Origin of the sequence: Thauera humireducens, from assembly GCF_001051995.2 — a bacterium.
GTDB lineage: Bacteria > Pseudomonadota > Gammaproteobacteria > Burkholderiales > Rhodocyclaceae > Thauera > Thauera humireducens.
Map to the genome: position 1 here is coordinate 3,813,813 of NZ_CP014646.1, position 15,667 is coordinate 3,829,479.

15 protein-coding genes are annotated in these 15,667 nt (G+C 65.1%); 12 read left to right on the plus strand and 3 right to left on the minus strand.

The window, feature by feature from the left end:
* Positions 1 to 146 precede the first annotated feature (146 nt).
* Entirely contained in the window at positions 147 to 767 is a 621-nt protein-coding gene (locus AC731_RS17670; protein WP_048708131.1) for a tyrosine-type recombinase/integrase, read from the plus strand.
* A gap of 226 nt (positions 768 to 993) precedes the next feature.
* On the opposite strand, the gene AC731_RS17675 is transcribed toward AC731_RS17670, so the two are convergent.
* The 3 genes from AC731_RS17675 to AC731_RS17685 form a co-directional block, all read right to left on the minus strand.
* Positions 994 to 1,437 (minus strand): DUF411 domain-containing protein, encoded by a 444-nt coding sequence (locus AC731_RS17675; RefSeq protein WP_048708133.1) that lies wholly within the window; start codon positions 1,435 to 1,437, stop codon positions 994 to 996.
* 116 nt (positions 1,438 to 1,553) lie between these two features.
* Positions 1,554 to 2,957, minus strand: coding sequence for a heavy metal sensor histidine kinase (locus AC731_RS17680; protein ID WP_048708136.1), 1,404 nt, complete (start codon positions 2,955 to 2,957; stop codon positions 1,554 to 1,556).
* 2 nt (positions 2,958 to 2,959) lie between these two features.
* A complete protein-coding gene (locus AC731_RS17685; RefSeq protein WP_048708138.1) occupies positions 2,960 to 3,640 on the minus strand; it encodes a heavy metal response regulator transcription factor in 681 nt (226 codons plus the stop codon).
* 185 nt (positions 3,641 to 3,825) lie between these two features.
* Between AC731_RS17685 and AC731_RS17690 the strand changes: the two genes are divergently transcribed.
* The 11 genes from AC731_RS17690 (at position 3,826) to AC731_RS17735 (ending at position 15,645) form a co-directional block, all read left to right on the plus strand.
* A complete protein-coding gene (locus tag AC731_RS17690; RefSeq protein ID WP_048708141.1) occupies positions 3,826 to 4,275 on the plus strand; it encodes a hypothetical protein in 450 nt (149 codons plus the stop codon).
* Between the two features lie 76 nt (positions 4,276 to 4,351).
* Complete coding sequence (locus AC731_RS17695; RefSeq protein ID WP_048708143.1) at positions 4,352 to 4,660, plus strand: hypothetical protein; 309 nt, start codon at positions 4,352 to 4,354, stop codon at positions 4,658 to 4,660.
* Positions 4,657 to 6,069: a TolC family protein gene (locus AC731_RS17700; RefSeq protein ID WP_048708146.1), complete on the plus strand. Its 1,413-nt coding sequence runs from the start codon at positions 4,657 to 4,659 to the stop codon at positions 6,067 to 6,069. Before AC731_RS17695 ends, AC731_RS17700 begins: the two co-directional genes overlap by 4 nt.
* Before the next feature lie 17 nt (positions 6,070 to 6,086).
* Complete coding sequence (locus tag AC731_RS17705) at positions 6,087 to 7,490, plus strand: multicopper oxidase family protein (RefSeq protein WP_048708149.1); 1,404 nt, start codon at positions 6,087 to 6,089, stop codon at positions 7,488 to 7,490.
* Between the two features lie 74 nt (positions 7,491 to 7,564).
* Positions 7,565 to 8,065: a cupredoxin domain-containing protein gene (locus AC731_RS17710; protein WP_048708151.1), complete on the plus strand. Its 501-nt coding sequence runs from the start codon at positions 7,565 to 7,567 to the stop codon at positions 8,063 to 8,065.
* 102 nt (positions 8,066 to 8,167) lie between these two features.
* The gene (locus AC731_RS17715) at positions 8,168 to 8,515 is read left to right on the plus strand and encodes a copper-binding protein (protein WP_048708154.1); all 348 of its coding nucleotides are present in this window, start codon (positions 8,168 to 8,170) and stop codon (positions 8,513 to 8,515) included.
* Positions 8,516 to 8,706: 191 nt separating this feature from the next.
* On the plus strand, positions 8,707 to 9,954 hold the full coding sequence (locus AC731_RS17720; RefSeq protein WP_082794425.1) for a TolC family protein: 1,248 nt from the start codon (positions 8,707 to 8,709) through the stop codon (positions 9,952 to 9,954).
* Positions 9,955 to 9,968: 14 nt separating this feature from the next.
* A complete protein-coding gene (locus AC731_RS17725) occupies positions 9,969 to 11,513 on the plus strand; it encodes an efflux RND transporter periplasmic adaptor subunit (RefSeq protein ID WP_048708159.1) in 1,545 nt (514 codons plus the stop codon).
* A gap of 1 nt (position 11,514) precedes the next feature.
* Positions 11,515 to 14,754, plus strand: a complete 3,240-nt coding sequence (locus tag AC731_RS17730) for an efflux RND transporter permease subunit (protein ID WP_269465506.1) — start codon at positions 11,515 to 11,517, stop codon at positions 14,752 to 14,754.
* A gap of 242 nt (positions 14,755 to 14,996) precedes the next feature.
* Entirely contained in the window at positions 14,997 to 15,245 is a 249-nt protein-coding gene (locus tag AC731_RS19700) for a DUF2933 domain-containing protein (RefSeq protein WP_012586265.1), read from the plus strand.
* Between the two features lies 1 nt (position 15,246).
* Positions 15,247 to 15,645 carry a c-type cytochrome gene (locus AC731_RS17735; RefSeq protein ID WP_004265696.1) on the plus strand — a complete coding sequence of 133 codons (399 nt, stop codon included), beginning with the start codon at positions 15,247 to 15,249 and terminating at the stop codon, positions 15,643 to 15,645.
* Positions 15,646 to 15,667: the final 22 nt, after the last annotated feature.

Below are 15,667 nucleotides of genomic sequence, written 5' to 3' on the forward strand. Positions count from 1 at the left end.
ATAACGGTCGAAGACTCGAGTTCAATCAACTGAAGGTCCTCCGTCCAGTTGCACTGCTCCCGGCAAATCTGTGGGCATGTTTCCCCATAGCCGCCGCAAGCCACGGGTTCAAGAATCAGACTCCGATCAACACCAAGGAGTCTGTCATGGAAACCCGAGAACATCCGCATCGGGAAGCCTGGAACAAGGGGAAGCTGGTTGGCCAGAAGGCGCCGCTCAAACCCAAGGACATCTGGGCCATCCGTATCCATCTGCAGAACGCGCATAAGGTGCGCGATCTCGCCATGTTCAACCTCGCAATTGACAGCAAGCTCCGAGGCTGTGACCTCGTCAGCCTGCGGGTGCGTGACGTGACGCATGGAAACCAGGTTCTCTCACGTGCCATGGTCGTGCAGCGGAAGACGCAGCGGCCTGTGCAGTTTGAACTGACCGAGCCCACGCGCACGGCCGTGGCTGCCTGGATCGAAAAGGCGGCCTTGAGGGCGGAAGACTTCCTCTTTCCGAGCCGCCTGCACGACTCTCCGCATGTCTCTACCCGGCAATACGCGAGGATCGTCGAGCACTGGGTGGTGGCCGCCGGCCTCGATCCGTCCGCCTACGGTACGCACTCCATGCGGAGGACGAAGGCGACCTTGATCTACAAACGCACGAAAAACCTGCGCGCCGTTCAGCTCTTGCTCGGCCACTCCAAACTTGAGTCGACGGTGCGATACCTGGGCATCGAGGTCGATGACGCCTTGGAGATCTCCGAGCAGATTGAGATCTGAACCCGGAGCGGCTTCCCGCCGAGCACCCTGTACCGGCGGGCGGCTGCTTACGGCGGTGATGCTGAGAGCGTACTATCGGCCATTTGCTGCCACACATGGTAGTGGCAGAGTCGTCATTCGAGCGAACGGTGAGATCCGAAACGAGCCATATGACGAGTTGAGACCAGCGTGGTCCGTAAGTGGGCCGGCACTGCGCTTTTAAAGCCGATGTTCGTCAGCGCTGCCGTCAGTGTCGGGCAAAAACCGTCGCGCTTCCGTCAAGCCCAACCAGAAGCGTCTCGTAGGGTTGCGGGGTCGAGGTCTCCATTCCCGGAGATCCCTGTGGCATGCCGGGCGTAGCCAGTCCGATTGCCTTTGGGGACCCCGAGAGAAGACGTCGGATGTCGTCCGCAGGGACGTGCCCCTCGACGGAGTAGGACCCGACCTTAGCCGTGTGACACGAGCCGTATTTTTCCGGCATACCCAGTGCCTTGCGGGCTGCGGGGACATTGTCGACGTCCTTCGTCACGACATCGAACCCGTTCTTTCTCAGGTGCTCGACCCATTTCCCGCAGCACCCGCAGTAAGCGCTCTTGTAGACCTCTACACGAATGGGTCCCTGCGCAGACGCTGCGCTTCCCATGATCATCAGGCTTGCCAGGAGTCCGCCGAGCAAAGTCTTCGTCTTCATGTTCATCTTCCGGTTGATGGCGTCGAGACAGAGTTTGGCACTTCGAGCCCAACAGGAAGCTGACTTCAAAATTACATTTCCGTCAGACAGCCTGAACACCAGTCGACTTTGCCGGATCAGGAAGGCGATGAGGCTTCGAGGCGAGGCAAGGTGATCGCGAAGCAGGTGACACCTTCAGCGGAGTGCGCAGTGATTTGCCCCCCGTGGGCCTGGACGATGGAACGCGTGATCGCAAGCCCGAGCCCGGCGCCTTCACCGCGAGACTCGCGCTGAGCGCTACCACGATGGAAGCGTTCGAAGATCCGCTCGATCTGATCGGCGGGGATGGGGTCGCCGACATTGCAAACGGCGAGACCTACGCCGGCTGCGTCCGCGTCGATCCTGATCGTGATCTGTCCCTCTTTCGGTGTGTGACGAAGCGCATTCGAAATCAGGTTCGACAAGGCGCGCCGCAGCATCAGGCGATCACCCTGAACGCTCGCCTGGCCTTGGCGCACGATACGGACTTGGCCCTCTTCGGCCAAAGCTTCGTAGAAATCGATCAGCGCATCCGCCTCGAGGGCAAGGTCGACAGGTTCGCCGGCATGCGCGAGGGTGTTCTCCTCGGCCTTGGCGAGAAACAACATGTCGCTGACCATGCGTGCGATGCGCTCGTATTCCTCGAGGTTCGACGCCAGGATGTCCTGATATTCGTCATTCGTGCGTGGCCGCGACAGCGCCACCTGGGTCTGCGTCATCAGGTTCGAGATCGGCGTACGCAGTTCGTGGGCGATGTCCGCCGAATAGTCACCGAGGCGCTGGAAAGCAGCCTCGAGCCGGGCGAGCATGCCATTGAAGGCTTCGATGTGGTCGCGTACCTCCAGCGGTGCATCATCGATGGCGAGACGCTCGGCCAGTTGCCGTGCAGACAGCTTGCGGGCGGTTTCGGTGACCTGGCGCAGCGGGGCGAGGCCGCGGTGCGCAGCAAACCAGCCGAAGAGCGCCGCCGCCAATGCTGCGACGACGACGCCCGCCCACGTCGCATTTCGCACCGACGCGAGGAAATGGACGTGATGCGACAGATCGAGTGCGACCAGCGCCTCGATCGACTGGTCCCTCGATGCGAGGGGCGGTAGCGTGATGCTGACCTCAACCCCTCGATGTGGATGCCCGTCGACCGTCCAGTCAGTCAGCCCGCCCGAAAGTCGTTCTCCAGCCCGCTGGGCAGCGGTGAAGTGCTCGGGGTGGATAACGTGGATGACGCGTCCCTCGACGTCGCGAAGCAGGACACCCACACTCTCGTGTCCAACGAAAGAGCGAGCGAGTGCCTGGATGCGTTCCGATCGCCCCCCAGTCGCAGTGTCATCCTGCAGCGCGTTGCGTATGAGTGCGGCCTTGCCCTGCAATTCGTGCAGGTCTAGCTCCTGGAAATGCGCGTCCAGCATGCGCCCAAAGAGTACCGCCACCAGGACAAGCAGGCTCGCAGCGAGGACGGCAAAGAGCGTTGCCAATCGCGCCGTCAGCGAGTGAATACGGATCATCGTTAGCTCGGCTCCATCGCTTCGAGCACGTAGCCCATGCCGCGCACGGTGCGGATCAGCTTGGGCTCGAAGGGGTCGTCGACTTTCACCCGTAGCCTGCGCACTGCGACCTCGATCACGTTGGTGTCGCTGTCGAAGTTCATATCCCACACCTGCGAAGCGATCAGGGAGCGCGGCAACACTTCACCTTTGCGGCGCAGCAGCAGTTCCAGCAGGGCAAACTCCTTGGCGGTCAGATCGATGCGCTGCCCGCATCGCGTCACCCGGCGGCGAAGCAGATCGAGTTCCAGGTTTGCCGAGCGCAGGATCTCCGGTTCATGACCCCGTCCCCTGCGCAGCAGGGTGCGGACTCGCGCGAGGAATTCCGAGAACGCGAAGGGCTTGATCAGGTAATCATCGGCGCCGAGTTCGAGGCCACGAACCCGATCCTCAACCTGGTCACGGGCAGTCAGGAACAGCACGGGCGTCTCACGACCGCCGCGCCGAAGCGTCTGCAAGATGCCCCAGCCGTCGAGCGACGGCAGCATCACATCCAGCACGATGAGGTCGTAGTCGCCAGCAAGCGCGAGGTGAAGCCCATCGAGGCCATCTCTTGCGAGGTCGACGACGAACCCGGCCTCGGTCAGCCCCTGGCGCAGATAGTCGCCGGTCTTCACTTCATCTTCGACGATCAGCATTTTCATTATTTCGCTCCTACGCGCTTCGTGCGGCCGGTGACCGATTTTGCCCCGGGGTGCCGGATAGCGCCCGGGTTTACAGAAATGTAATTTCCCGGTCAGGCCAATGACAGGCAGGCAGGCGCAAGATGCTCTGCGTGGCACAGCGTTCCGTACCACGACGGAACCCCGCAACTGATGGGAGAACGATCATGGAACTGCGTTATTTCCGACTTGCCGGGCTCATGCCCGTCGTCGCTCTGGCCGCAGCCCTGCATGGCAGTCCGGTCGTCGCTCAGACGACTGATCAGGCGCAAGCCTGGCCGCCCGCAGCGAGTGTCCCCGCGCTTCAGGCGCGGATGAAGTCGATCCGTGCCGAGTCCGATCCGGAACGGCGGATGGCTCTGATGGAAGAGCAGATCAAAGCCCTGGACGCGGCATCGCAGGGCACCCCCGCTGGTTGCCCAATGATGGGTGGGCAGATGAGGGCAGGTCCGATGATGAAGGATAGTGGTCCTGGACCCGGGGCTGGACCTATGGGCGGCATGATGATGGATCCCAAGCTCATGCAGGAGCACATGAAGTTGATGCAAGAGCACATGGGCATGATGCAGAACATGATGAAGATGAATCCGGCCGCCAGGCCGGCAATGCCCAACTGAGCATCGAGACGCGGAGCGGCGGTTGTCGATCGCCCCGCGTCCGCTTCACCACAAGACCAACAAAGAGACATTCCCCATGCAGAGACGACTCATCCACCTCGGTGGAGGATTGGCCGTCGCCGTGACGCTCGTGTCGGGCGTACAGGCCGAGTCCTCCTCGCCATCGAGCCCCGCTCACCCCGCGCTCGGCGCGACCCAATCTGCGCCACCGAGTGAGCAATCCAAGCCCCAGGTCCTTCCGGTCTATCGCTCGCCCCTGAACGAATATCGCTCCTACCGTGTCGACGAGCCCCTGCGCTCGTGGAAGGACGCCAACGACGAGGCCGGGCGCCTGGGCGGGCACATGGGTCACCTTACGCCGTCTGCCGAAGGAGGCGAACGATGAGAGCCAGCCTCCCCATATCCTTGCTGGCTGCCACCGTGCTAACCGGGTGTGCCAGCGTTGCGATTGATGAGAACTTCGCTGAGGTCGAACGCTTTGCCCGTGACGAGGCTGGCAGCGAAGTGCGCTGGCTGCGCTCGGACGCCGAGCGCGAGGCGATGCGCGCCGAGGTAGATCGTCTGCTCGCCCAGCCGCTCGCGATCGACGACGCCGTGCGCATCGCGCTCGGCTACAGCCCGGCGTTCCAGTCCCTGCTGGCGGAGGCTGCCGTGGTCTCGGCGGATGCGACCGGGTCGGCCCGCATCGGCAATCCGGTGTTCACCTTCGAGCGCCTGTTTCGTTCGGGTGCCGAGGGGCGCGAACTCGACATTGGCCGTTCGCTCGGCATTTCGCTGTTCGACTTGCTGTTCCTGCCCGCGCGGCTGGAGCAGGCCGAATTTCGCCAGCAGCAGACCCGGCTGCAGTCCTCCATTGCGCTGTTGAGCACCGTCACCGAGGTGCGTCAGGCCTGGGTCGATGCGGTCGCGGCGCGACAGGTCGCCCGCTACCGCGAGGAAGTGGCCACGGCCGCTGGTACCGCTGCCGAGCTCGCGCGTCGCATGCAGGCCACGGGCAACTTCAGCCGCCTGCAGCGTGCACGCGAGCAGGCCCTTGCCGCCGAGGAGACGGCCAACCTGATCCGTGCGCGCCAGAACGCCACCGCCGCGCGTGAGGCGCTGATCCAGCGCCTGGGCCTGACCCCGAGCCAGGCGCAGGCGCTGCGCCTGCCAGATCAGTTGCCGGCCTTGCCCGAGGCGCCAATGGATGAAGCGACCACCGGCGCGGCGCTGCTGGAGAACCGTCTCGACGTGCGCATCGCCCGCACCGATCTCGACCGGACGGCGAAGAGCCTGGGTCTCACGCGGGTGACCAGCGTGGTGAACGGCCTGCATGTGGCGGGCGTACGCAACAGCGAAACAGGTGAATCGACGCAACGTGGCTTCGAGATCGAGCTGCCGCTGCCCCTGTTCGACTTCGGCGATGCGGTGCGCGCCGGCAGTGAGGCGCGCTATCTCTCAGCCTTCAATCGCACGCTCGAGCTTGCCAACAACGCCAGTTCGCAGGTCCGGGTGGCCTACGAGGGTTACCGCAGTGCGTACGATCTCGCGCGTCACTACCGGAACGAGGTGGTCCCACTCCGTCAGAACATCACCGAAGAGTCGGTGCTTCAGTACAACGGCATGCTGATTGGCGTGTTCGAGCTGCTTGCCGCTGCCCGCTCCCAATCGGCCAGCGTGGTGCAGGCGATTGAGGCCGAACGCGACTTCTGGCGTGCCGAGGCGGCGCTCAAGGCCAGCCTGCTCGGCCAGCCGATCGTGCCGCTCACCCTTCAATCGGGCGCATCGCCGGCAGAAGCCGGCGGTGGCCACTGAGCTTTCCGGAGACGCTGATGACCACCCGACGCAGCTTTCTCGCCGGGGCAGGCCTGCTGGCCGCTGCCGGAACCGTCAACCGCACCGCGCTCGCCGCGCTGCCCGAACCCGTGATTCAGACCAGCGCCGCGACGGCCGCGCCGCTGACACCACCCAATGGCCGCCCCTACGACCCGGTCGTCACCTTGAACGGCTGGACCGCGCCCTGGCGCATGCGCAACGGCGTGAAGGAATTCCACCTCGTCGCCGAGCCGGTCGAGCGCGAGATCGCGCCCGGCATGGTGGCGCGACTGTGGGGCTACAACGGCCAATCGCCCGGGCCGACGATCGAGGTCGTTGAGGGCGACCGCGTGCGTATCTTCGTCACCAACCACCTGCCCGAGCACACCACCATCCATTGGCACGGCCAGCGCCTGCCCAACGGCATGGACGGCGTCGGCGGCCTCAACCAGCCGCAGATCCCGCCCGGCAAGACTTTCGTCTATGAGTTCATCGCCCGTCGCCCTGGTACCTTCATGTACCACCCGCACGCCGACGAGATGGTGCAGATGGCGATGGGCATGATGGGCTTCTGGGTCACGCACCCGCGCGAAGCACACCCGCACATCGCGCGCGTGGACCGCGACTTCTGCTTCCTGCTCAACGCTTACGACATCGAGCCGGGCAGCTACGTGCCGAAGATCAACACCATGCTCGACTTCAACCTGTGGACCTGGAACAGCCGCGCCTTCCCCGGCATCGACACGCTCAATGTCCGGAAAGGCGACCGTGTGCGAGTGCGGATCGGCAACCTGACGATGACCAACCACCCGATCCACATCCACGGTCATGAGTTCGAGGTCACCGGCACGGACGGCGGGCCGACGCGGCCGGAGTCGCGCTGGCCCGAGGTCACCACCGACGTGGCGGTGGGCCAGATGCGCCAGATCGAGTTCATCGCCGACGAGGAAGGCGACTGGGCGATGCACTGTCACAAGTCGCACCACACCATGAATGCGATGGGCCACGACGTGCCGACCATGATCGGCGTCGACCATCGCGGCCTGGTCGAGGACATCCAGAAGCTGGTGCCCGACTACATGCTGATGGGTGAGCGCGGCATGGCCGACATGGGCGAGATGGAGATGCCGCTGCCCGACAACACGCTGCCGATGATGACCGGGCAGGGGCCCTTCGGCGCAGTGGAGATGGGCGGCATGTTCACCGTTCTCAAGGTGCGCCGTGACCAGAAGCCGGGCGACTACCGCGACCCGGGCTGGTTCAAGCATCCGAAGGGCACGGTGGCCTACGAGTGGGCCGGCGCCGGCCTCCCTGAACCCGCTCGTAGCGACGCAGCGGGCTCCTCGAGCATGCCGCGTACAGGGGGGCGACAGTCTGTCGAGATGACCGTACGCAAGCCCACTGGTCATCAAGGTCATTGACGTCGAACGCCGTGCAATCGGTGCAAACCCCGGGCGCAAATGAAGCCTCACCCACGAGAGAGATGGAGATCCCCATGAAAAGTCGTCGTCGATTTCTCGCCACCAGCCTTGCCGCCGGTGCGCTTGCCGTTCACCGCAGCACGTTCGCCCATGGAAATGCCGAGCATGCCGACAAAGCATCGTCCGATACCCCCAAGGAGCAGCAGCAATGGGGGATTGCGGGGGACGCGAAATCCGTTTCGCGCACGATCGCCATCGCGATGACCGATGAAATGCGCTTCGTGCCGGACCGCATCGAGGTGCGCCTGGGGGAGACGATCCGATTCACCCACGAAAATCGAGGCGCGGTGATGCACGAGATGGTGGTCGGTACGCCCAAGACGCTTGCCGAGCACGCGGAGATGATGCAGCGCTTTCCGGAGATGGAGCATGACGAACCGTGGATGTCGCATGTCGCTCCGGGTGGGCGCGGCGAGATGATCTGGCACTTCAACCGTGCGGGGGACTTCCAGTTCGCCTGCCTGATCCCCGGCCACTTCCAGGCCGGCATGATCGGCACGATCAAGGTCGGCTGACAGAAATGTAATCCGTGCGTCAGCGTCCTGTCGGGGAGTGCTTCGCATAATTGTGCTCACTCTCGAACTGACACAGCAATTCAACCTTTGGAGAACCTCATCATGAAGAAGACCCTAATTACCACTGCGCTCTTGGCCTTGCTCGGCGGCGGTGCTCCGCTTGCGTTCGCACAGGCCGATCACGATGCACATCATGGCGGGGCGAGTGCCCCGGCCGAAGCCGACGCGAAGCTGGCCGAGGGCACGGTCAAGAAGATCGACAAGGCGGCCGGCAAGCTCACCATCGCGCACGGCCCGCTCGAATCGCTCGGCATGCCGCCGATGACCATGGTGTTCCGCGCGGCAGAGCCGGGCCTGCTCGATCAGGTCAAGGTGGGCGACAAGATCCGCTTCGCGGTCGAGAAGGTCGGCGGTGCGCTGACCGTGACGTCGCTCGAAGCTGCTCAGTGACGCCGACCCCGCAGGTGCGTCGTATTCCACTCTGACCAGTCACTCCGGGGGAGCCCCTCGGTGGGTGAACGATGAGGCGGGTAGCGAAGGGCCTGCGCATGCACTTCACCGCCTGCCGGAATCGTTTCCCGATGAAATCCCCGTTCGCAGTACCCTCATCGCTCCTGCCGCGCCCCGCAGCGCTTGCGCTTGTGTTCGCGCTCGCGTTGGGAAGTGGTCGTGCCTGGGCTCAGGGCTCACCCGACACTCCAACGCTCGGCGCGAGCCCCCATGCGCTGATTGAATATGCGCGCCAAAGCAACCCCGGCTTTGCCGCTGCACGCGCGGAAGCATCTGCAGCGCAGGAGCGTGTGACGCCCGCCGGCGCGCTGCCCGACCCGACGTTCGAGGTCGAGTTGATGGATGCCACCAACACCATGAGCGGACGTTCGGCTTCCCTGCTGCCCGGCCAGGTGGGCGAGACGCGCTACCGTATCACCCAGCCGCTGCCCGGGTGGGGCAAGCGCGAGCTGGCGGTGAAAGCCGCTGAGGCCCAGGCAATCCAGGCTGATGCGATGCGCGATACCTCCTGGGCTGAGCTCGCGGCAAAGATTGAGGCGCTGTGGTTGCGCTACTACGCGGCCAACCGCGAGCTCGTCCTCAACCGCGACGGCTTGGCCTTGCTGAAGAGCCTGGAGGAACTCAGCCTGGCCCGTTACGCGTTGGGTCTGCTGCCGCAGCAGGCGGTGTTGCGCATGCAGCGAGAGATCAGTGCCCAGCGCCTCGCGCTCGTCGAGATCGAACAGCGGCGCAAGGGCCTGGCAGCAGGGCTGAACGGCCTGCTCGGCCGGTCGCACGACGCGCCGCTGGCTGCACCAGCTGATCCCGCCCCCTTGCCCGAGCATCTGGACGCTGGTGCCCTTTTCGAGGCAGCGGCGAGCGCCAACCCGGAAGTGAATGCTGCCACCTACGGCATCGATGTTGCGCGTGCCGAGCGCGAACGGACCTATCAGGACCGGCTGCCGGACTTCGCCGTCGGCGTGCGCAACAACCGCCCGGATGAAGGTAAGTCGTCCTGGGACGTGATGTTCGAGGTGATGATCCCGCTGCAGCAGTCCAGCCGTCGCGCCAGGGAGCGCGAAGCCGAATACATGCTGATGGCGGCCGAGGCGCGACGGGAGGATGCCAAGGCGCGCGCATCCGGCGAACTTGGTATCGCCTGGTCGATGTACGCGCAGGGTCGCGAAACCTTGCGCCTGCTCGAACATACGCTGCTGCCGCAGGCTCAGGCCACCCGGGATGCAAGTCAGGCCGCGCTCAGCAGCGGCAAGGTTGACTTCGACAGCGTGATCGAAGCCGAGCGCCAGCTCATCGACATCCGGACTCAACGATTGAAGACAGAGCTCGACACGCGCCTGGCGCTGACAGAAATCAAGAAACTAACAGGGGATCTGAAGTGAGCTCAGCCGTTCGAATGACGGCGATCGCTGTGGGCGTGGCGATTGCCATAGGTGCGGGGTACGGGATTGCGCACCTGCAAAATACTGGAAATGCAGCTCCCATGATCAGCGAAAGCCAGGCGCAAAGCGTTAGCGCAGTCCCGGCCGATGGCGAACGCAAGATCCTCTACTACCGCAACCCGATGGGCTTGCCCGACACCTCGCCGGTGCCGAAGAAGGACTCGATGGGCATGGACTACATCCCCGTCTATGCCGACGACAAGCCGGACGACAGTGGCGCGGTGGTGGTGAGCCCGGCGCGCATCCAGACCCTGGGGGTGAAGACCGCAGAGGCCGAACTGCGCGCCGTGGATGCGGCGGTGCGCGCGAGCGGCCGGATCGAGCTCGACGAGCGCAGGCAGGTGGTGGTGGCACCGCGCTTCGAGGGCTGGATCGAGCGCCTGCATGTGAATGCGGTCGGCGATCCGGTGAAAAAGGGCCAGCCACTTTTCACCGCCTACAGCCCCGAGCTGCAATCCACCGGCGAGGAACTGCGCATTGCCGAGCGCCTGGCGAGCCAGAGTGAGTCGCAAGATCCAGTCGCGAGCGAATCCGCCCGCCGCCTGGCCGAGGCGACGCGTGCGCGCCTTCGCAACCTGCAGGTCGCCGGCCAGGCGGGGGCGCGCCAGGTGTTCCACGCCCCGGCGAGCGGCGTGGTGCTGGAGAAGGAGGCAATCGAAGGCGGACGCTTCATGCCGGGAGACGCACTGTTCCGCATCGCCGACCTGTCGAAAGTGTGGATCATTGCTGATGTGTATGAACAGGACCTCGCTCGCGTGCAGGTTGGTCAGACTGCGCAGGTGGCGCTCGAGGCCTATCCTGGTCGCAGCTTCGCGGCGCGGGTCGATTATCTCTATCCGACGTTGGACGCCGCGACGCGCAGCACCCGCGTGCGGCTGGCAATGGACAACACGGAAGGCCTGTTGCGCCCGGGCATGTTCGCCCAGATCGCGCTGGCGACAGGTGATGCCACTCCAAAGGTTACCGTGCCGACCTCGGCGATCATCGATGATGGCGAGCGCCGGGTCGTTCTCCTCGCCCTCGCTGAAGGCCGCTTCAAGCCGCAGGCAGTGAAGCTCGGCCAGCGCGGACGTGATGTGGTCGAGGTGCTCGACGGCGTGGCGGCGGGCGATCGCGTGGTGGTTTCGGCCAACTTCCTGATCGACTCGGAGAGCCAGCTCAAGGCGGCACTCTCCAACCTCGTCGAGCCCGATGCCGGCGAGCAGCCCCAAGCGAGCCCGACGCGTTACGAAGCGCAAGGGACGTTCGATGCCCTCGATGCCGAAGCCGGCAACGTGACGATGACGCATGGTGAGATCCCGGCCCTCCAGTGGCCTGCGATGACCATGGACTTCATGATTGCCGATCCGGCGCTGGTCAAGAGTATCGCCCCGGGCTCGCCGGTGCGTTTCGTCTTCGAGGCGGGTGAGCCAGGCGAGTACATCGTCACAGGCATCGAGCCGGTTGCAGGTGTTGCACCTTCACCTGCGGCGACCGCCGCCGGTCACGGGGGACACTGAAATGCATGCCCCCGTGACGGACACTTCGGGCCCCGTGCCGACCGATGCTGCAGCTGGACCGGCAGCACCCGGCCTGCTCGATCGCATCATCGACTGGTCCGCGCACAACGTCTTCCTGGTGCTGCTCGCCACGCTGTTCCTGATCGGCGGTGGCCTCTACGCGGTCAAGCACACCCCGCTCGACGCGTTGCCCGACCTGTCGGACGTGCAGGTGATCGTATACACCGACTACCCCGGCCAGGCGCCGCAGGTGGTGGAGGATCAGGTCACCTATCCGCTCACCACCTCGATGCTGGCGGTGCCGCGCGCGAAGGTGGTGCGCGGCTTCTCGATGTTCGGCGCGTCCTATGTGTATGTGATCTTCGAGGACGGCACCGACATCTACTGGGCGCGCTCGCGCGTGCTCGAGTACCTGAGCACCGCCGCCAGCCGCCTGCCGCAGGGCGTGGCGCCGCAGATTGGCCCGGACGCCACCGGCGTCGGCTGGGTCTATCAATATGCGGTGCTGGGCAAGGACATGAGCCTGGCCGACACCCGCAGCCTGCAGGACTGGTACGTGCGCTACCAGCTCACCAAGGCGCAGGGCGTGTCCGAGGTCGCGAGCCTGGGCGGCTTCGTGCGCGAGTACCAGGTCACCGTCGATCCGCTGCGCCTCGCGGGCTACGGCATCACCCTTGATCAGGTGACACAGGCGATCCGCGCCTCCAACCGCGACGTCGGCGGGCGGGTGGTGGAGCTCGCCGAGAAGGAATATATGGTGCGCGGTCGGGGCTACCTGCAAAGCGTGCAGGACATCGCCGATATCGTGCTCAAGGCCGAGCGCGGCACGCCGGTCCGCGTGGGCGACGTGGCCCGCGTCGAGCTGGTGCCGGCCGAGCGGCGCGGCATCGCCGAGCTGAACGGCGAGGGCGAGGTGGCCTCCGGCATCGTGATGGCCCGCTTCGGCCAGAACGCGCTCGATGTGATCGCCAACGTCAAGGCCAAGATTGCCGAGATCGCTCCCGGGCTGCCGGCAGGCGCGGAGATCGTGCCGGTGTACGACCGCTCCGAACTAATCGAGCGCGCGATCGGCAACCTGCAATGGACGCTGCTCGAGGAAAGCCTGATCGTCGCTGCCGTGTGCGTGATCTTCCTGCTCCATGTGAGGAGCGCGCTGGTGGCGATCATCACGCTGCCGCTGGGCATCCTGTTTGCCTTCATTGCCATGCGTTCGCTCGGCCTGGGCTCCAACATCATGAGCCTGGGCGGGATCGCGATCGCGATCGGGGCGATGGTGGACGCGGCGATCGTGATGATCGAGAACGCGCACAAGCACATCGAGCGCCTGCCCGCAGGGGCGACCCAGAAGGCGCGCGGCGCCGCGATCGTGCTGGCGTGCAAGGAGGTCGGGCCGGCGCTGTTCTTCTCGCTGCTGATCATCACCGTGTCCTTCCTGCCGGTGTTCGCGCTCGAAGGCCAGGAGGGCCGGCTGTTCTCGCCGCTCGCCTTCACCAAGACCTTCGCCATGGCCGGCGCCGCGCTGCTGTCGGTGACCCTGGTGCCGGTGCTGATGCTGTTCTTCGTGCGCGGGCGCATCCTGCCCGAGGCGAAGAACCCGGTGAACCGGCTGCTGATCTGGCTGTACCGGCCGATCATCAAGGGCGTGCTGCGCTTCAAGGTCCTCACGCTCGTGCTCGCCGTGCTGGCGATGGCTGCCACCATCGTGCCCGCGCGCCAGATCGGCTCGGAGTTCATGCCGACGCTCAACGAAGGCACGCTGTTCTACATGCCGGCGGCGCTGCCGGGCATGTCGGTGACCGAGGCCGGGCGCCTGCTTGCGACCACCAACCGCATCATCAAGGCCTTCCCCGAGGTCGAGTCGGTGTACGGCAAGGCCGGCCGCGCCAACACCGCCACCGATCCGGCGCCGCTCGAGATGTTCGAGACCGTCATCAACCTGAAGCCGCAGGACCAGTGGCGGCCGGGCATGACCACCGACAAGCTCATTGCCGAGATGGACGCCGCGCTCAAGTTCCCCGGCCTGGCCAACTCGTGGACGATGCCGATCAAGGCCCGCATCGACATGCTCAGCACCGGCATCCGCACGCCGGTGGGGGTCAAGGTCTTCGGCAAGGATCTGGAGACGCTGGAGAAGGTGGCGCAGGCGGTGGAGGCGGCGGTGCGCAAGGTGCCGGGCGCAAGCAGCGCCTACGCCGAGCGCGTGGCCGGCGGCTACTACGTGGACATCGTGCCGCGCCGCGACCAGCTCGCGCGCTACGGGCTCACCATCGGCATGGTGCAGGACGTGATCGCCACCGCGCTCGGCGGCGAGATGGTGACGACCACGGTCGAGGGCCTGGAGCGCTACGGCGTGTCGGTGCGCTACGCGCGCGGCCTGCGCGACGATCCGGCGCGGCTCGCGTCCGACGTCCTCGTGCCGACCATGAATGGGCCCATTCCGCTCGGCCAGCTCGCCGAGGTGAAGCTGACGCGCGGCGCCCCGGGCATCCGCACCGAGAACGCGCTGCTGGCGGCCTATGTGTATGTCGACACGCGCGAGGCCGACCTCGGCGCCTTCGTCAAGCGCGCGCAGCAGGCGGTGGCCGAAGAGGTCGAATTCCCGCAGGGCTACTACGCCACCTGGAGCGGCCAGTTCGAGAACATGGAGCGTGCCAAGGAGAAGATGAAGATCGTGGTGCCGGTCACGTTGGCGCTGATCTTCGTGCTGCTCTACCTCAACTTCCGGCGGCTGACCGAGACGCTGATCGTGATGCTGTCGGTGCCTTTCGCGCTGGTCGGTGGGGTGTGGCTGATGTGGTGGCTGGGCTACCAGATGAGCGTCGCCGTTGCGGTGGGTTTCATCGCCTTGGCTGGGGTGGCGGCGGAGACGGGCGTCATCATGCTGATCTACCTCGATCATGCATGGAAGGAGGTTCGTGAGCGCAGGCACGCCGAAGGCCGCGAGGCCGGGGTCGCCGATCTGTACGAGGCGATCATGGAAGGCGCAGTCGAGCGCGTGCGGCCGAAGATGATGACCGTGGTCGCGATCATGGCCGGCCTGTTGCCGATCATGTGGAGCACCGGTACCGGCGCCGAGGTGATGAGCCGCATCGCCGCGCCGATGGTGGGCGGCATGGTGTCCTCGACCGTGCTGACGCTGGCGGTGATTCCGGCGCTGTACGCGCTGGTCAAGCAGTGGGAGTTGCGCCGCAGCGCTAAGACAGCACCCGCGCAGGCACTGGTCACGGTGTCGAATTTGTAATGCACCGGTCAGCGCCGCGACAGCACCGGGGGCGTAGCCTGTTTCCAAGGCCCCGTTCCCGAGGCCGCCCCTGAACGTGACGAGGAGCATTGCGATGCTTGCCTGGCTGAAATCCCTCTGGCAATCCTTCAGGAATTGGTGTCGCGAGAACGAGCGAGCCCACCGGGATGCCCCGCTCTCGCCGTGCTGCTCGAAGCCGCCCGCAGCCGTTCGCCATTCGCCGACCCGCAAGGTATGAAGCCATGAACACAAAGCCTGCTCATGATCCTGGACTCCCTCGATCTGTCGCCTGGTATCGCTCCCCCGGCGTCATCGCCGGCCTGATGCTGGCGGCGATCGCACTGTTCTTCCTGTTGCGCGAACACTGGGCGCATGTGTCGGGCAATTGGGTGTATCTGATCCTGTTGCTGTGTCCCCTGATGCACCTGTTTGGCCATGGAGGACATCACGGCGGGCACCGCAGCAACGACACCGATTCGGAGAAGCGCTGAGATGTCGATGACAGGGGCGTGCCTTGGCCGTGGCGTCGTCATCGCGGCGCTTTCGGGCGTCTTGATTTCGAGCGCAGCGGCGCAAGGCTGGAAGATCCCGCAGCCCTCTCCGGGGCTGATGCCCAATCCGGCGCAAGGAAAGGGACTCTACGCACAGCACTGTGCCGCTTGCCATGGGACCGACCTCAAGGGCTCGGACAAGGGGCCGCCCATGCTCCATAAGGTCTACGAACCCAGTCATCACGCCGATATCGCCTTTCAGTTGGCGGTAGCGAACGGTGTGCGCGCCCACCACTGGCAGTTCGGCGACATGGCACCTGTTCCCGGCCTGACGTCGGACGAGGTCGCTCATGTCACGGCATTCATCCGTGGTGAACAGCGCAAGGTCGGCATTCGATAACAACAAACGCCGGGGAGAAGCA

Bases quoted from the DNA above. Each gene is read 5' to 3' on its own strand.
- AC731_RS17670 (WP_048708131.1), top strand. From the start codon at position 147: ATGGAAACCCGAGAACATCCGCATCGGGAAGCCTGGAACAAGGGGAAG.
- AC731_RS17675 (WP_048708133.1), bottom strand. From the start codon at position 1,437: ATGAAGACGAAGACTTTGCTCGGCGGACTCCTGGCAAGCCTGATGATC.
- AC731_RS17680 (WP_048708136.1), bottom strand. From the start codon at position 2,957: ATGATCCGTATTCACTCGCTGACGGCGCGATTGGCAACGCTCTTTGCC.
- AC731_RS17685 (WP_048708138.1), bottom strand. From the start codon at position 3,640: ATGAAAATGCTGATCGTCGAAGATGAAGTGAAGACCGGCGACTATCTG.
- AC731_RS17690 (WP_048708141.1), top strand. From the start codon at position 3,826: ATGGAACTGCGTTATTTCCGACTTGCCGGGCTCATGCCCGTCGTCGCT.
- AC731_RS17695 (WP_048708143.1), top strand. From the start codon at position 4,352: ATGCAGAGACGACTCATCCACCTCGGTGGAGGATTGGCCGTCGCCGTG.
- AC731_RS17700 (WP_048708146.1), top strand. From the start codon at position 4,657: ATGAGAGCCAGCCTCCCCATATCCTTGCTGGCTGCCACCGTGCTAACC.
- AC731_RS17705 (WP_048708149.1), top strand. From the start codon at position 6,087: ATGACCACCCGACGCAGCTTTCTCGCCGGGGCAGGCCTGCTGGCCGCT.
- AC731_RS17710 (WP_048708151.1), top strand. From the start codon at position 7,565: ATGAAAAGTCGTCGTCGATTTCTCGCCACCAGCCTTGCCGCCGGTGCG.
- AC731_RS17715 (WP_048708154.1), top strand. From the start codon at position 8,168: ATGAAGAAGACCCTAATTACCACTGCGCTCTTGGCCTTGCTCGGCGGC.
- AC731_RS17725 (WP_048708159.1), top strand. From the start codon at position 9,969: ATGACGGCGATCGCTGTGGGCGTGGCGATTGCCATAGGTGCGGGGTAC.
- AC731_RS17730 (WP_269465506.1), top strand. From the start codon at position 11,515: ATGCATGCCCCCGTGACGGACACTTCGGGCCCCGTGCCGACCGATGCT.
- AC731_RS19700 (WP_012586265.1), top strand. From the start codon at position 14,997: ATGAACACAAAGCCTGCTCATGATCCTGGACTCCCTCGATCTGTCGCC.
- AC731_RS17735 (WP_004265696.1), top strand. From the start codon at position 15,247: ATGTCGATGACAGGGGCGTGCCTTGGCCGTGGCGTCGTCATCGCGGCG.